The organism is Streptomyces sp. MZ04 (genome assembly GCF_004684775.1).
Lineage (GTDB): Bacteria > Actinomycetota > Actinomycetes > Streptomycetales > Streptomycetaceae > Streptomyces.
This window is the reverse complement of sequence record NZ_SRIC01000001.1, coordinates 86,387-102,174: the sequence shown is the minus strand read 5'-3', so window position 1 is coordinate 102,174 and position 15,788 is coordinate 86,387. Positions and strand designations below refer to the sequence as shown.

Here is a 15,788-nt window from a genome sequence, read left to right as displayed (position 1 = left end):
GCGCATGGGGCCTCCCCTGCTCGAGCGGAGCCGAGAGCCTGGGGAAGGGTGGGCACAACGCACCAACGCCGGGCAGCAACGCCGGGCACCGACGCCGGGCACCGACGCCGGGCACCGACGCAGCAAGGCGCCCGCCGCCCCGCAGAGGGGCAACGGGCGCCAAGAAAAAATCACCGAGCAGCGACTACCCCTGCCGAGCAAGGTCAGCGGCACCGACGAGCCCCGCCTTGTTGCCCAGCTGAGCCGCCAGCACCTGCGCATGCGGGCGCCACTCCCCGCCGATCAGCCACCGCCGGAAGGACTTCCGGATCGGGTCGAGGACCAGCTCGCCCTCGTCGGAGAGCCCCCCGCCGACGATGAACGCCGAGGGGTCGAAGAGCGAGGCCAGATCGGCCAGGCCCGCGCCGACCCAGCGGGCCAGCTCACGGTAGGAGTCGACGGCGACAGGATCACCCTGCCGGGCCGCCTCACTGATGTGCTTGCCCTCGATGCCGTCCACCGTGCCGTCGCCGAGCCCGAGGAGGATCTCCGCGGCCTCCGGCGTCGCGTTGGCCCGCTGCCGCCCGTACCGCAGAAGGGCACGCCCCGACGCGTACTGCTCCCAGCAGCCCTGGCTCCCGCAGCCGCACAGCAGTCCGTCCGGCACGGTCCGGATGTGCCCGAACTCCGCGGCGACGCCGAAGCGTCCGCGGCGCAGCTTGTTGCCGATGATGATGCCGCCGCCGAGGCCCGTGCCCAGCGTGATGACGATGACGTCCTCGTGGCCCTGGCCCGCACCGAACCTGTACTCGCCCCAGGCCGCCGCGTTCGCGTCGTTCTCGACGACGACCGGCAGGCCGACCCGCTGCTCGACCTTGTCCTTCAGCGGCTCGTGGCGCCAGTCGATGTTCGGCGCGAAGAGAACGGTGGCGCGCTTGTCGTCGACGTATCCGGCGGCACCGATGCCGACGGCCTCCACGTCGTTCCCCTTGCCGGCCCCCGACACGGCGGCACAGATCGCGTCCACGATGCCGTCGGCGGTCGGCGGCGTGGGCACCTTGTGGGTGTCGAGAATGGTGCCCTCTTCGTCGACCACTCCGGCCGCGATCTTCGTGCCGCCGATATCGACGCCGATGGTGAGTCCCATGTGTCCCTCAGTTTCGGTCGAGCCCCGCTACGGCCAACCGTACCCGAGGGGTGTGTCAGTCCAAGTCGATGTGTTCGCCGGGCCCAGGCCCTTCGTCACGCCGCTCCGGGCCGCCCGCCGAATCGCTCCCGCGGGTCCAGCGGCCCTCTTGGCTCTCGACCGCGGAGCGGTAGGCGGCGAGCAGTTCGTTGCCCGCGGCGGCGAGGTGGTCGAAGACATCGGGGTTGCGCTCGATGACCGGTTCGACGGCGGCCTTCGCCTGCTGGACGACCTGCTTCACCGTCTGCTCGACGGCGCCCTGCGCGACCGCGCCGAGCAGCGGCGTCTGGAGTCCGGACAGCTTCTCGGAGACGGCGTCGACGAGCTTGCGCAGCTCCTCGCCCGCCGATCCCGGCGGTGTCCCGTACTGCTCCCGGCGGCGGGCCTTCTCCGCCGCGAGGTCCTCGGCGCACGCCTTCTCCCAGGCGTCGGCGTCGGTGTCGGCCGCTTCGGGCTCGGGCACTTCGCGCTCGGTGGCATCGCTCATGACGGGCAGACTCCTGCGGAGGGCGGCCGGTGGACCCATGGACCGGGACCATGGACCGGGGACCTATGGATTCGTACTCCCGACGTTACCCGAACGGCGGTAGGCCGTTCACCGTGTACGCGGCCACAGATCCGGGTCGGGCGTGAACCGCACCCGCAGCTCGCCCTCGCGAAGACCGGCGCCCGCGACGGTGCAGCGGCGCAGCGCGGACGGCAGGGTGACGATGCGCCGGAACGGGCCCGCCGTGACGACCAGTTCGTCGCCGCGCCGGATCAGGCCGAGCTCGTCGCGCACGGCTCCGGGGAGCGGGATGTGCCAGACGAGGACGCCGTCGTCGGCGAGGGCGTCGGTGACGGGCCACTCGACCGGCTCACGGGCGGCGCCCGGCGCGGGCACGCCGAGGGCCGCCAGGTCGTCGGCGCCGCTCGGGTCGTGGCCCAGGTGCGGCAGTGTGCGGAGCTCTTCGCCGTACGTCCCCGTCCACTCGGCCAGGGTCTTGCGCTGCTGGGCGATGAGCCCGGCGAGCCAGGTGTCGGTGGTGTCGTCGGGCAGCACGCGGTTGGCGAGGACGGCGTCGGTGCGCAGGCCCTGCAGGGCGAGGCCGGTGGCGGCGGCGCGCACCGCGTCGGCGCCCGCGGGGCCCGGTTCAACGACGAGCCGCACGGTCGTGCCCGGATCCTCGATCACGGCCTGCGCGGCGGCGAGTTCGGCGTCCCAGCGGGCCGCCGTGTCGTACAGCCAGCCGGCGGGCATCGGGACGCCCGCGATGCGGCCGAGCATCGGGCGCAGGGCGCGGGCGGCCTGCCGCTCGGGGGGCAGCAGCCTGCGCAGGTAGCGGCGCAGCTGCTCGGGGAGCGCGAGCAGCGCCAGGGCGCGGGGTGCCGGAGGGAGGTCCACGACCACGGTGTCGTACGCGGCCTGCCCGGCGTCGCGCAGGGCGCGCAGCAGGGCCAGCTCGTCGCTGCCGGGCAGCGGGGTCAGCTCCTCGCCCTCGAGGCGTCCGGCGCCGAGCAGGTCCAGGGCGGAGGCCGCCTTCTTCTGCAGGGCGAGGAGGTCGTCACGGAATGCGTCGCCGGGGGTCAGTCGCCGGACGGTGAGGCCCGGCTCTTCGGCGGTGTCGACTGGGTCGGCGGAGATGAGGAGGGTGCGGGCGCCCTCCCGGGCCGCGGTGAGCGCGGTGGCCTTGGCGACAGTGGTACGGCCTGAACCGCCGGGGCCCGTGACGAGGAGGGTGCGCATAAGGGTGAACGGTACGCCCCTGGCCTGCGGTGCCCCGAAGCGCTTAAGCCCCGGCCTCCACACGCTTCTTCAGGCCCGCCAGAGCCCGGTCGATGATGACCTTCTCCGCCTTGCGCTTGATCATGCCCAGCATCGGGATCTTGACGTCGACGGTCAGCTGGTAGGTGACCTCGGTGGCCTCGCCGGACGGCTTCAGGATGTACGCCCCGTCGAGCGACCTCAGCATCTGGGACTTGACGAGGGTCCAGCTGACCTCGCTCTCGCCGGTCCAGGTGTAGCCGAGCGTCTGGTCGTCCTTGATCGCGCCCGCGTCCATGACGAGGCGGACCTCCTTGGCGCGGCCCTGGTCGTCGGTGGTCAGCACCTCGGCCTTCTTCACCTCGCCCGTCCAGTCCGGGTAGCGCGCGAAGTCGGCGATCACTCCCATGACCTCGGCCGGTGCCGCCTCGATCGTGATGCTCGAGCTGGTGTGTTCCGCCATCGCCGTGGCTCCTCCAGATGCGGTCCGTCAAAGGGGTCATGCAGACGTGTGTGACGCGTGAAGGCTATCGCGCACCGGGTCGACCGCTGTCACCACTCCAGCGACCACGGCCTGCCCGAGCCCGCGAAGTGCCCCACGTTCACACACTCGGTGGCCCCGATGCGCATGCGCCGGGTCAGCGGCTGATGGACGTGGCCGAAAAGTGCGTATCTCGGGCGGGTCTTGTGAATGGCCGCGAGCAGTGCCCGGCTGCCCCGCTCGAAGCGGCGCGCGACGGTGTCGTACACGAGCTCGGGAACCTCCGGCGGGATGTGCGTGCAGAGCACGTCGACCTCGCCGACGGCCTCGATCTTGGCCGCGTACTCCTCGTCGCTGATCTCGTAGGGCGTCCGCATGGGCGTGCGCAGTCCGCCGCCGACGAAGCCGAAGACCCGCCCGCCGATCTCGGCGCGCTGGCCGTCGAGGACGGTGGTGCCGGGCGCCGCGTACTCGGACCACAGGGCCGGTATGTCGACGTTGCCGTATGTGGCGTACGTAGGCGTGGGGAAGGCGGCGAAGAGTTCGGCGTACTGCTTGCGCACCGCGCGCTCGATGGCCGGTCCCCTGTCTATGCCCGCCCACAGCCGCTTGCCGAGCTCCCTGGCCTCGTCGAAGCGGCGCGCGGTGCGCAGCTCGACCAGGCGGTCGGCGTTCTCCTCGCCGAAGAGGTCGGGGAAGATGCCGCGCGAGTGGTCGGCGTAGTCGAGGAAGAGCACCAGGTCACCGAGACAGATGAGCGCGTCCGCGCCCTCGCCCGCGCGGGCGAGATCCTTTGTGTTGCCGTGCACGTCACTGACCACATTGATCCGGAAACCTGGCATGCCGATCACCCTAGAACGAGCGGGCAAAGGTGGGTAGAGGCCTCATGAGCGGGCGGACCTGCGGTTACTTCCGAGTCGTGAGGAGCGTGGCGTACTGTGCGGTTCAGACCACAACGACGTGTGACGCACCGAACATCTGGCCCGGACCCCCTACCGAACAAGCCATACCCATGGGTAACGTCCGGGCAGTCCAGTAGTGCTCCAGTTCAACTTCCCCCCGGGAGCACCTGCCCGATCTTGGACCGCACCGTCGCATCGCACAACGTCGTGGCGCCGGCGCCCTATGTAGGAGCAGCAGTCTTGCGCGAGTTCAGCCTTCCGGCCCTGTACGAGGTCCCCGCGGACGGCAATCTGACCGACATCGTCCGCAGAAATGCCGTGCAGCATCCGGATGTCGCCGTCATCGGCCGCAAGGTGGACGGCACCTGGCAGGACGTCACCGCCAAGAACTTCCTCGCCGAGGTGCGCGCCGCCGCGAAGGGGCTCATCGCCTCCGGAGTGCGCCCCGGCGACCGCGTCGGGCTGATGTCCCGCACCCGGTACGAGTGGACGCTCGTGGACTTCGCGATCTGGAGCGCGGGCGCGGTCACCGTGCCGGTGTACGAGACGAGTTCGGCCGAGCAGATCCAGTGGATCCTGGGTGACTCCGGCGCCGTGGCCATCGTCGTCGAGCTCGACGCGCACAGCGCGGCCGTCGATTCCGTCCGCGACCGGCTTCCCGACCTGGTCGACGTATGGCAGATCGACCGCGGCGGTGTCGAGGAGCTGAACCGCGCGGGCGCCGACGTCCCGGAAGAGACCGTCGACGAGCGCAGCGCGGTCGCCGGCGCCGACGACCCGGCGACCATCGTCTACACCTCGGGCACCACCGGCCGCCCCAAGGGCTGTGTGCTCACGCACCGCAGCTTCTTCGCGGAGTGCGGCAACGTGGTGGAGCGGCTGAAGCCGCTGTTCCGCACCGGCGAGTGCTCGGTGCTCCTCTTCCTTCCCGTCGCGCACGTCTTCGGGCGTCTCGTCCAGGTCGGCGCGCTGATGGCGCCGATCAAGCTGGGCCACGCGCCCGACGTCAAGAACCTCACGGACGAGCTGGCGTCGTTCCGGCCGACGATGATCCTGGGCGTCCCGCGCGTCTTCGAGAAGGTCTACAACTCGGCGCGCGCCAAGGCGCAGGCCGACGGCAAGGGCAAGATCTTCGACAAGGCCGCGGACACGGCGATCGCGTACAGCCGCGCGCTCGACACCCCGAGCGGTCCCTCGCTCGGCCTGAAGATCAAGTACAAGACGTTCGACAAGCTGGTCTACAGCAAGCTGCGGGCCGTCCTCGGCGGCCGCGGCGAGTACGCGATCTCGGGCGGCGCGCCGCTGGGTGAGCGCCTGGGCCACTTCTTCCGCGGCATCGGCTTCACCGTCCTCGAGGGCTACGGCCTGACGGAGTCCTGCGCGGCCACCGCCTTCAACCCGTGGGACCGCACGAAGATCGGCACGGTCGGCCAGCCGCTGCCCGGTTCGGTCGTCCGGATCGCCGACGACGGCGAGGTGCTGCTGCACGGCGAGCACCTGTTCACGGGGTACTGGAACAACGAGGGCGCGACCGAAGAGGCGCTCGCCGACGGCTGGTTCCACACCGGCGACATCGGCACGCTCGACGAGGACGGGTATCTGCGGATCACCGGCCGCAAGAAGGAGATCATCGTGACGGCGGGCGGCAAGAACGTCGCTCCCGCGGTGATCGAGGACCGGATCCGCGCGCACGCGCTTGTCGCCGAGTGCATGGTCGTCGGCGACGGCCGCCCCTTCGTGGGCGCGCTCGTCACGGTCGACGACGAGTTCGTGGGCCGCTGGGCCTTGGACCATGGGAAGCCCGCGGACTCCACGGCCGCGTCGCTCCGTAACGACGCGGATCTCCTTGCGGCGATCCAGAGTGCCGTCGACGACGGCAACGCGGCGGTCTCCAAGGCGGAGTCCGTACGCAAGTTCCGCGTTCTCGCTACGCAGTTCACGGAGGAGTCGGGGCATCTGACTCCGTCGCTGAAGCTGAAGCGGAACGTTGTGGCGAAGGATTACGCCGACGAGATTGAAGCGCTTTACCGGGGCTGACGGTGCGCCCCCTCACCGTGGGGGCTGGTGCTGTCTCGCGACTCCCGGTCGCGGCTGGTTGCTCGCGCAGTTCCCCGCGCCCCTGAAGCCGGGGCTGCGCCCCGCTTCCCAGGGGCGCGGGGAACTGCGCGACCAGCCCATGACGGCAGAAAGCCGCCAACGAACCCCCAGCAGCACCCCCATAGGCGCTACAGAAGTTCCTTGAGCCTCTCCGCCAAGAGATCCCAGCGCCACTTCTCCTCGACCCAGGCCCTCCCCCGCTCCCCCATGCGCTGCCGCAACTCACCGTCGCCGAGCAGGGTGACGATCCTGTCGGCCGCGTCCTCGGGGACGCCGCCGCGGACGACCCACCCCGTCTCCCCGTCGAGGACCGCGTCCGGCGCGCCCCCGGAGTCGCCTGCGACGACCGGAAGGCCCGTCGCCGAAGCCTCCAGGTAGACGATGCCGAGCCCCTCCACGTCGAGGCCCCCGCGCCGGGTGCGGCAAGGCATCGCGAAGACGTCGCCCGCCCCATAGTGCGCGGGCAGTTCCTCCCACGGCACCGCTCCGGTGAAGCGGACCGACTCCGAGACGCCCGTCTCGGCGGCCAGTTTCCGCAGCTCCTTCTCGTAAGGGCCGCCTCCGACCACCAAGAGCACCGCTTCAGGCTCCCGCGCCAGAATCCGCGGCATCGCGAGGATCAGCGTGTCCTGCCCCTTGCGCGGCACGAGGCGGGAGACACACACCACCACCGGCCGGTCGGTCAGGCCGAGCCGGGCCCGGACCGCGTCGCCGCCCGAGCCCGGGTGGAACGTCTTCTCGTCGACGCCGGGCGGCAGTTGGACCATCCGCCCCGCAGCCGCGGGGGTCAGCGCGGCGGCGATCCGGGAGCGCGTGTACTCACCGAGATAGGTGATCGTGTCCGTCGACTCGCCGATCCGGCGCAGGAGTTGCCGCGACGCGGGCAGCTGCGCCCACCCCGCCTCGTGCCCGTGCGTCGTCGCCACGAGCCGCGTCGCCCCCGCCTTGCGCAGCGCGGGCGCCATGAGCCCCAGCGGTGCCGCCGCCCCGAACCACACCGACGTACAGCCGTGTTCGCGCAGCAGCGAGACCGCGCGCCGGGTGACGCGCGGGGTCGGGAGCAGCATCGTCGTGGGGTCGCGTACGACCTTGAAGGGCTGCTCGGCGTCGAAGGCGGCCGTCGCCTCCGCGCCCTCGCGGCCGCGCTTCCAGGTCGAGGCGTAGACGACGAGCTGCTCGGGGTCCAGGCGAAGGGCCATGTTGTGCAGGAACGCCTGGATGCCACCGGGCCTGGGCGGGAAGTCGTTCGTGACGATCAGGGTCTTGTGCATCGTCGCCGACAGTACCGAAAGCCGGGCAAGGCGCCGAACGGCCCCGCCTCTTGGCCCCTTCACCGCCCCGCCTCGTGGCCGATCCACGGCCCCGTCCGCCATCATGGCTCCCGAATCCCAATGAACCGGCTGAAAAGGGGCGTGGTGGCGCGTGGTGCGGATCCTCTCCGTCTGGGTCCTGACCCGGACCGTCCTGCTGCTCTGCGTCCTCAAGGTCCTCACCGCCCCGGGCCCCGACGTGACCAGCGACGTCTGGGTCATCTACCAGGGCTGGTACGAGGTCCTGCGCACCGGCACCTTCCCGCTCGACGACGTCACCTGGCAGTACCCGCCCGCCGCCGCCCTCGCGGTCCTCTCCCCCGCCCTGCTGCCCTTCATCGGCTACGGGACCGCCTTCTTCGTCCTCGCGCTCCTCGCCGACGCGCTGGCCCTCGGGCTGCTCCTGTACGCGGGGCCGCGGCCCGGCAGAACGCTGCGGGGGGCCTGGGTGTGGGTCGTGGGCGTGGCGCTGCTCGGGCCCACCGTGTACGCCCGTTACGACCTGATGGTGACGGCCGTCGCGGTCGCCGCGCTGCTCGCGGGGGCCCGGCATCCGCGCACGATGGGGGCGCTGGCGGGCTTCGGCGCGCTGCTCAAGGTGTGGCCGGTGCTGCTGCTCGTCGGCACTCCACGCGCGCGTGCCACCCGGCGCTCCTGGGGCGCGGCGGCGGTCACGGCCATCGGTGTCGCCCTCGCCTTCCTGGTGACGATGCCGGGGGCGCTCGCCTTCCTGACCTTCCAGCGCGACCGGGGCACCGAGGTCGAGTCGCTCGGCGCCCTCGTCTTCCATGTCGCGCGGCACTTCGGCTGGAGCGGCCAGGTGCAGCTGAACTACGGCTCGGTGGAGTTCCTCGGCCCCTACGTCCCGCTGGTCAGCACGGCGGCGCAGGCGCTGTCCGTGGCGGCCTTCTGCTGGCTGCTCGTGTGGCGGCTGCGGGCGCGCGCCTGGTCGGCGGGCACGGTCGCGGACGCGGCCTTCGTCGCGGTGCTGCTGTTCACGGTGACGAGCCGGGTGATCAGCCCGCAGTACCTGGTCTGGCTGGTGGGGATCGCCGCCGTGTGCCTGGTGTTCCGTACGAGCCGAATGGTGCTGCCCGCCCGGCTCGTCCTCGCGGCCACGTTCGTCACCTTCCTGGAGTTCCCCGTCTGGTTCTCGCACGTGGTGGCCAGTGATCCGCTGGGCATCGCGCTGCTCTTCGTACGCAATGGTCTGCTCGTCGCCGCCGCGCTGCTCGCCTGCCGGAGCCTGTGGCGGCGGACGGTGTCCGAGCCCCGCCTCCAGGGGTGCGACGCGTCCCCCGGAGAGGTCAGCCGAGCTCCGCGCGCAGATACGTACGCCACCGCGCCGTGAACTCCTCCGGAGTGGTGTCGAGGACCTCCTTCAGGGCGCCCTCCACCGCACCCGGCCTCTTCTTGTGCTCGCCGACCTCTTCGTAGAACGCCGTAAGGCGTTCCTCGCCCCACTGGTCCGCGATCATCCGGCAGGCCAGCCACGCCCCTTCGTACGCCTGCGCGAGCTTCCCCGCGTCCCCGCTGAAGCCGAAGTCGCCGTCCTCGGGCAGCGCTCCGGGCAGCCGCTCCTCCTGTACGGCGCGCCTCAGTTCGGGCGCGGCCTGCGCCGCCGTGCGGCCCGTGCCGCGGTAGCCCACCCAGTCGGCGAAGCCTTCGGAGAGCCACAGCGGGGTGGCCGGAGAGGTGTGCGCGCGGGTCGCTACGTGGGTCGTCTCGTGGGTGATGACGACCTGCTTGCCGAAGGCGCCGAGCACGCCGTACGCCTCCGGGTTGACGATGATCCGGTCGGCGGGCGCCTGCCCGGAGCCGCCCGCCTCCCCCGTGGTCACCGCCGCGATCCCCTGGTAGCCGGAGGCGGGTGCCCCCAGCAGCCCCGCCATGCCGTCCAGGGACTTGGGCACCAGGACGACGACCCGGCCGGGCCACTTCCCCCGCCAGGCGTCCCGCACCAAGGGCACCGCACGGTCGGCCATGTCCGCGTACTCCCGCAACTCCGCATCGCTGCGCCCGACGCCCAGGACGAGGCTGTGAGCGCCCCGTACGGACGCGACGGGCCCCTGGTCCCAGAGTTGCTCGGTGGCCTTCTTCGCGGGGCGCTCGGCGGCGACGTACCACTGTCCGTCGCGCTCCCGGAGCGAGAGCGTGCGCGTCGTGCTCAGCGGCGCCGTGTCGTAGCCCTTGATCCGGTAACGCAGCTCGGCGGTCGCCGTGGCCCGCTCGCCGTCCCGGTCGAAGGCGGTCAGGCGGTACCCCCATGAGGCGAGCGGGAGATCACGGAGGTTGTCGTAGGCGTCGGCGGGGCGGCCGGTCGCGCGGTACGCGGCGGCGTCCCGGTCGAGCACCGCCTCCGCGCGCCGCTCGAGCATCCGGCGCACATCACCGGGGGCGGCATCGGGCGCCGAAGGACCGCCGCACCCGACGAGCAGCGCGACGCAGAGCCCAAGCACCCCCGACCCACGCCCGCGACCAGCCATGTTTCAGATCGTACGGGCAGCGGGCGGCGGAGCGCCGGTCAGATCCGCGTCACGGACGACACCGGCATCATGCCCACCGGGTCGTAGCGCACGGCCGCGCCGGGGTAGGGCGCGTGCACGACCTGGCCGTTGCCCATGTACATCCCGATGTGGCTCGCGTCATCGCGGTAGGCCACGAGGTCGCCGGGCTGCGCCTGCGCGAGCGGCACCTGCCGCCCTGCGTACCGCTGCGCCTGCGAGGTGCGCGGCAGGCCGACGCCCGCCTGTGCGTACGACCACTGCGTGAGGCCCGAACAGTCGAAGCCGGAGGGACCGTTGGCCCCCCACACGTAGGGGCGGCCGACCGCCGAGCGTGCGGCGGCCGTGGCGGCCGCGGCCCGCGCCGACGCGGGCACCGCGGCGCCGAGGTCGGGCAGCTCACCGCGGCCCGAGCGCGACGCCCTGTCGTACGCGTCGCGTTCGTCGGACGGCAGCGAGTTGAGCAGCCGCCGCGCCTTGGCGAGCTTGTGCTCGACGGTGCGCTTGTGGCGGGCCACGGCCTTGCGGCTCTCCTCGAGCTCGGCGAGTTTGCGGGTCGCCTCCGTGCGCTCCTGGGCCAGGGCGCGCTGGGCCTTGTGCAGATCGGTCAGCTCATCGGCCTGCCGGGCGCCGATGCGGTCGAGCGCCGCCGCCTTGTCCAGATAGCCGTCCGGGTCGGAGGAGAGCAGCAGGGCGAGCGAGGGGTCGATGCCGCCGGAGCGGTACTGGGCCCCGGCGAGCGCGCCCAGCGCGCCGCGCATCGTGTTGATGCGCTCCTGGCCGCGGGCGACGCTGTCCTTGGCGATTCGGACCTGCTCGCGCAGCTTGTCCGCGCGCTCGTCGGCCTTGTTGTACGACTCGGTGACCTGCTCGGCCTGCTCGTAGAGGCGGTCCACCTTGGCCTTGGTGTCGGACGGAGTGTCCTGCGGCGCGGCGCCCGCCGGTGCGGCGCCGAGGGCGGCGGCAGCGGTGGCCGCCGCGACGGAAAGAACGGTGACGCGGGTGCCACGCGCACCCCGGTCGGGTCCGGAATCTGCGGGACGACGATGGGATCCCAAGGGAAGCCGCTCTCCTCTTCCGCTGACGCCCCCGACGGTCGGGGAATGCGCGCGACATTGACGTCCTCCCCGGCACGGCGGCCGAGGCTCCGGCCTGCCGACCCGCGTCGCGGACCGGCTTCCGGCGGGTTCCTGCTTCACGGGCCCCTGCCGGACGCTGTGTTCCGGTCTTACGCGAGCCTCCACAGGCGTCACTTCCCGCCCGTCCGGCGGTAGATCCGTCGGCCGGGGCTGACGGACAGCGCGCAAGCTATCACGCAGCGCGACGCGGATCGCCTGTGCACAGCCGGACGCCCCGCCATCGACGCAGGTCGAGGACGGGGCGTTGAGTCAGCGGTAGTTGGCGGAATTCGCCCGTTCGGGCGGCATGCCGGTCGTTTCAGATGCGGACCGCCGGACGGGAATCCGACCGGAAATCAGATGCGGACGCCGAACTGGAAGGACCCGATGGTCGACATCGACTCGTAGCGCACCACGGCGCCCGGCTTCGGGGCGTGGAGCACCTGGCCGTTGCCCGCGTAGAAGCCGACGTGCGCGAGGCTGTTGAAGAACACCAGGTCGCCGGGCTTCAGCTCACCCCGGCCGATCTTCGTGCCGTCGTTCTGCTGGGTGTAGGTGGTGCGGGTGATCTGCACACCGGCCTGGTTGTACGCCCACTGCGTGAGGCCGGAGCAGTCGTAGGAGTTGGGGCCGCTGCCGCCGGAGACGTACGGCTTGCCGAGCTGGGTCGCGGCGGCGCTCAGGGCGGCCTGGCCGCGCTGCGAGGCCGGGACCTCCTTGCCGAGGTCCACGCGGTCGCCGGCGTCGCGGCTGGCGCGCTGCTCCTTGGCGGCGAGCTCCGCCTTCTCCTCGGCGGTCAGGGTGTTGAGCAGCTTCTGGGCTGCGCCGAGCTTGCTCTGGACTTCCTTCTTCTTCTTGCCCAGTTCCTTGCGCGTGTCGGCGAGGTCCTTGAGCTTGTCGGAAGCCTCCTTGCGCTCCTGCGCGAGGGTCCGCTGCTTGTCCTGGACCTTCTGGAGCGCCTCGACCTGCTGACTGCTCAACTGGTCCATGGTGGACGCTTTGTCGAGGTAGTCGTCCGGGTCGGCCGAGAGGAAGAGCTGGACGGAGGGGTCGATGCCGCCGGAGCGGTACTGCGCGCTGGCCATCGAACCGAGGCCGCTGCGCAGGTCGTTGAGGTCCCCCTGGCCGCGCGCGACCTTGTCCTGAAGCTCGCCGATCTCCTTCTCGAGCTTCTCCTGCTTCTCCTTGGCGCCGTTGAACCGGTCGGTGGCCCGGCCCGCGTCCTCGTAGAGCTTGTCGACCTTGGACTTGACCTCGTCCTTGCTCGGCTTCTCGCTCGGCGATGCGTTGGCGGCCTGCGAGGTGAGCGCCACGGCAGCGGCGGCGGTCGCGGTGAGCACGGTCACGCGGGTGCGGCTCGGCTGCTTGGGTCGACGGTGGGACGCCACGAAGGCGGCTCCTTCTTCCTCCAGCCGCCTACCGAAACCCGGTGGGCGGGTACCACCGCTGTCACCCCGGATGGGTGATCAACCGAGCGGAGGTTCGAGGCGAGACCTTAGTGACCTTCTTGTGATCAGTTCAAATCCTGACCAGCAAAAAGTCGCCGGTCGGGCGCATTCTTTACCGTTGACGCACAGGCGGTGATGGGCACTTGACGCTACGTTGCGTAAGCGTCGCCCCAATTCGGGCATAGGGCACAGGAGTTACTCAGGCACCCTTAGCTCCACAGAATCGGGCGTACGGTCAGCCGCGCGAGAGCCGCTTCAGGAGGACGACCGAAGCGACCGGTCGCGCCCCCGCCTTCGCGATCCCGTCGGCCACTTCGCGGTCGGTCGAGACGACGACCACGGGGCGCCCGGGAGGCTCGGCGCGCACCAGCTGGCGGATCAGTTCGTCCGCGGTGACGCCCGGCTTGGAGAACAGCACCCGTACTCCGCGCGGCGGCGCGAGCAGGACGGGCGCGGCGAGTTCGGCCCCGTCGAAGACGCAGGTCACCTCAGCGCCGGTCTGGGCGGCGAGCTGCGAGAGCGAGCCGAGCAGGCGGAGGCGCTGCTTCTCCAGGGGCATCGTGGGATAGCCGGTCTTGGTGACGTTGTAGCCGTCCACGACCAGGTGCGCCTGCGGCAGCGCGAGCAGTTGGTCGAGGATGGCCGGATCGTTCTCGGAGAGCGCGCGGGCCGCGATGTCCTTCGGGGTCATCCGCCCCGGCTCGACGGCGTCCACGGTCTCGGCGGGCCGCACCGACACGGGCGGCAGGGCGAGTTCACGGCGCAGCCCCTGAGTGGCCTCCAGGACCGTGTCCAGGAGCAGCCGCACCCGCATGTCCTCGACGCTGCGGCCCTCGCGCGCCGCCCTGCGGCTGGCCTCGAGCGCCGCCTCGGTCTCGCCGAGCCGGGCCTTGAGCCGCCGGGTCTCGCTCTCGGCGGCGGAGACCTGCGCCTGGACCTCGGCGCGTACGGCGTCGGCGTCGGCCGCCGCCTTGCGCAGGGCCGCCTCGCCGCGCTTGACGTCGCTGAGCGCGCCGCGCAGCTTGCGATGCATCGATTCGGCTTCCTTCTTCGCCGACTCGAGCTCCGCGCGCAGCCGTTCCGTCTCGGCCTTCGTCTGGCCGCGGGCCGCCGCGAGCTCCTCGCGCAGCCGCTCCAGCTCGGCCCGCGTCTCGTCGTCGACGCGCTCGGCGTCCGCCCGCTGGGCCTCCTCGCCCGCGGCGGTCACCAGCTTCACCCAGCCGGTGGGGCGCAACACATAGGCCGCGGCCGCCACGTCGAGCGGGTCCGCGGCCGGGGGCGGTGAGCCCGCGTCCAGGGCGCCGGTGAGCTCGGGCTGCGCCTCTCTGAGACGTTCGCCGATGCGCTGCCGGAAGAGCGGATCGCCCTCCAGGGCGGTCGCCATCGCGTTGCCCGCGAACTTCGTGCGCCGGGTCGGTGTGAAACGGGCGTACTGCCGAAGCTGTGCGGGCAGTTCGCTCACCGTGAGTCCGCCGAACCCGTCCGAGACGATCTGGACGACCCGGCGGCGCACCCCGTCGGGCAGCGGGCGGTCGAGCACCTCAGCGGCGCCGTCGTCCGGCTCCCCGCTCGCGCTCTCCACCATCGCTCACCCCACTTGCTGTGCGGGGCCCGCTCCCTCAGGAGCCGGCGCCCGGCCTGTCCACGAGTTCCACCTTGTCCACCGCGTTGCACCAGCGGCAGCGCACCGACTCGATGGTCTCACTGACCACCTCGCGTTCCTCGACGTTCGACTCACCGGCCAGGTCGAGGTGCACATATTCGACGACCTTCGACGAGCGGGTCACGTCGAAACGCGTGAGGTTGCCGCAGAGCGTGCAGCGCCACCGGGTGGTGTCGGTCGGCAGAGGAACCGTCATCGTGGCTGTATCGCTTTCCTTCGGGATTCCATGGTGCGCGGTGCCCGTAACCCTAAGGCCTGTAAGGGTCTCCATGCGGCGGCGTCCACGGCGGCGAGGCGGTCTGTGCGGGTAGCGTCCGTTACGTCATGCTCTGTTCATGATCACCACATGGGGTGCGACGGCGGTCCGGCTGGTCAGGGGCCAGTCGGCCCCGGTGACGTACGGCCTGATCGTCGTCTGCTGTCTGGTCTTCGCGATCTCCCCAGTGTCCGGGCTCAACCCCGTGTACGGCACCGGCGACGAGCTGCTCGCCGCCCAGCAGGACTACTTCGCGCGGTGGGGCGTGGTCCCCTCGGAGCTGATCAGCGGGGTGCCGCGCGCCGCGCTCGCCCCGGCCACCGCGCTCTTCGTGCACGGCAGCTGGCTGCATCTGCTCGGCAACATGCTCTTCCTCTACGTCTTCGGGGCAATGGTCGAGGAGCGGATGGGGCACCTGCAGTTCGCGCTCTTCTACCTCGGCTGCGGCTATCTCGCCCTGCTCGCCTACGCGGCCGCGCACGCCGGCTCCGACCAGACCCTGGTGGGCGCGTCGGGGGCGATCTCGGCGGTCCTCGGGGCCTTCCTGCGGCTCTTCCCCAAGGCGCGGGTCACCAGCCTCTTCCCGTTCCTCTTCTTCCTGCCGCTGCGCTTCCCCGCCTGGGTGGTGCTGCCGTTCTGGGTGACACTGCAGTGGCTCGCCGCGCTCCAGGGCGGGCAAGGTCCCGGCGTCGCCTATCTGGCCCATCTGGTGGGCTTCTCGCTGGGCTTTCTGTACGCGTGGGTGCGCTATGGCCGGACGGATAGAGTGAAGAAACCAGCACCGGCCACCGAGGGAGACAGCCAGCCGTGATCACCGCGATCGTGCTCATCAAGACCAGCGTGGACCGGATCCCGGAGATCGCCGAGTCGATCTCCGCCCTCGAGTGCGTCAGCGAGGTCTTCTCCGTCACCGGCACCTACGACCTGATCGCCATGGTGCGCGTCGGCCGCCACGACGACCTGGCCGATGTCATCCCCGGCAAGATCAGCAAGATCCCCGGCGTGGAGGCGACGGACACGCATGTCGCGTTCCGTACGTACTCGCAGCACGACCTGGAGGCGGCGTTCGCGATCGGCCTCGACTCCTAGCCGTGTCGCCT

Annotated in this window: 15 protein-coding genes; 4 read left to right on the top strand and 11 right to left on the bottom strand. The window is 71.4% G+C overall.

The window, feature by feature from the left end; all coding sequences use genetic code 11:
* Positions 1–184 precede the first annotated feature (184 nt).
* The 5 genes from E2651_RS00495 to E2651_RS00475 all read right to left on the bottom strand — a co-directional run bounded on the left by E2651_RS00495 (position 185) and on the right by E2651_RS00475 (position 4,211).
* Positions 185–1,126: an ROK family glucokinase gene (locus E2651_RS00495; protein ID WP_135328925.1), complete on the bottom strand. Its 942-nt coding sequence runs from the start codon at positions 1,124–1,126 to the stop codon at positions 185–187.
* 55 nt (positions 1,127–1,181) lie between these two features.
* Positions 1,182–1,652, bottom strand: a complete 471-nt coding sequence (locus tag E2651_RS00490; protein WP_135328924.1) for a DUF5304 domain-containing protein — start codon at positions 1,650–1,652, stop codon at positions 1,182–1,184.
* A gap of 108 nt (positions 1,653–1,760) precedes the next feature.
* Complete coding sequence (locus E2651_RS00485; protein WP_135328923.1) at positions 1,761–2,891, bottom strand: ArsA family ATPase; 1,131 nt, start codon at positions 2,889–2,891, stop codon at positions 1,761–1,763.
* 43 nt (positions 2,892–2,934) lie between these two features.
* Entirely contained in the window at positions 2,935–3,372 is a 438-nt protein-coding gene (locus tag E2651_RS00480; RefSeq protein WP_135328922.1) for an SRPBCC family protein, read from the bottom strand.
* Between the two features lie 89 nt (positions 3,373–3,461).
* A complete protein-coding gene (locus E2651_RS00475) occupies positions 3,462–4,211 on the bottom strand; it encodes a metallophosphoesterase (RefSeq protein ID WP_135328958.1) in 750 nt (249 codons plus the stop codon).
* A gap of 321 nt (positions 4,212–4,532) precedes the next feature.
* Between E2651_RS00475 and E2651_RS00470 the strand changes: the two genes are divergently transcribed.
* A complete protein-coding gene (locus E2651_RS00470) occupies positions 4,533–6,329 on the top strand; it encodes an AMP-dependent synthetase/ligase (protein ID WP_135328921.1) in 1,797 nt (598 codons plus the stop codon).
* A gap of 188 nt (positions 6,330–6,517) precedes the next feature.
* Here the strand turns inward: E2651_RS00470 and E2651_RS00465 are convergent, their stop codons facing one another.
* Positions 6,518–7,660 (bottom strand): glycosyltransferase family 4 protein, encoded by a 1,143-nt coding sequence (locus E2651_RS00465; protein WP_135328920.1) that lies wholly within the window; start codon positions 7,658–7,660, stop codon positions 6,518–6,520.
* Between the two features lie 151 nt (positions 7,661–7,811).
* Between E2651_RS00465 and E2651_RS00460 the strand changes: the two genes are divergently transcribed.
* Positions 7,812–9,050: a glycosyltransferase family 87 protein gene (locus E2651_RS00460; protein ID WP_135328919.1), complete on the top strand. Its 1,239-nt coding sequence runs from the start codon at positions 7,812–7,814 to the stop codon at positions 9,048–9,050.
* On the opposite strand, the gene E2651_RS00455 is transcribed toward E2651_RS00460, so the two are convergent.
* From E2651_RS00455 to E2651_RS00435, 5 genes are all read right to left on the bottom strand, one after another.
* Complete coding sequence (locus E2651_RS00455) at positions 9,007–10,185, bottom strand: hypothetical protein (protein WP_135328918.1); 1,179 nt, start codon at positions 10,183–10,185, stop codon at positions 9,007–9,009. The two genes, E2651_RS00460 and E2651_RS00455, sit on opposite strands and share 44 nt — an antisense overlap.
* Positions 10,186–10,223: 38 nt before the next feature.
* The gene (locus E2651_RS00450) at positions 10,224–11,261 is read right to left on the bottom strand and encodes a C40 family peptidase (protein ID WP_135328917.1); all 1,038 of its coding nucleotides are present in this window, start codon (positions 11,259–11,261) and stop codon (positions 10,224–10,226) included.
* Positions 11,262–11,677: 416 nt separating this feature from the next.
* Complete coding sequence (locus tag E2651_RS00445) at positions 11,678–12,709, bottom strand: C40 family peptidase (protein ID WP_167828632.1); 1,032 nt, start codon at positions 12,707–12,709, stop codon at positions 11,678–11,680.
* Between the two features lie 295 nt (positions 12,710–13,004).
* A complete protein-coding gene (locus E2651_RS00440) occupies positions 13,005–14,354 on the bottom strand; it encodes an NYN domain-containing protein (protein WP_135328916.1) in 1,350 nt (449 codons plus the stop codon).
* Between the two features lie 34 nt (positions 14,355–14,388).
* Entirely contained in the window at positions 14,389–14,628 is a 240-nt protein-coding gene (locus tag E2651_RS00435; protein WP_135328915.1) for a hypothetical protein, read from the bottom strand.
* 139 nt (positions 14,629–14,767) lie between these two features.
* Between E2651_RS00435 and E2651_RS00430 the strand changes: the two genes are divergently transcribed.
* A complete protein-coding gene (locus E2651_RS00430; RefSeq protein ID WP_135328914.1) occupies positions 14,768–15,499 on the top strand; it encodes a rhomboid family intramembrane serine protease in 732 nt (243 codons plus the stop codon).
* Positions 15,496–15,777 carry an Lrp/AsnC ligand binding domain-containing protein gene (locus E2651_RS00425; protein ID WP_135328913.1) on the top strand — a complete coding sequence of 94 codons (282 nt, stop codon included), beginning with the start codon at positions 15,496–15,498 and terminating at the stop codon, positions 15,775–15,777. The genes E2651_RS00430 and E2651_RS00425 overlap by 4 nt, the downstream gene beginning before the upstream one ends.
* Positions 15,778–15,788 lie beyond the last annotated feature (11 nt).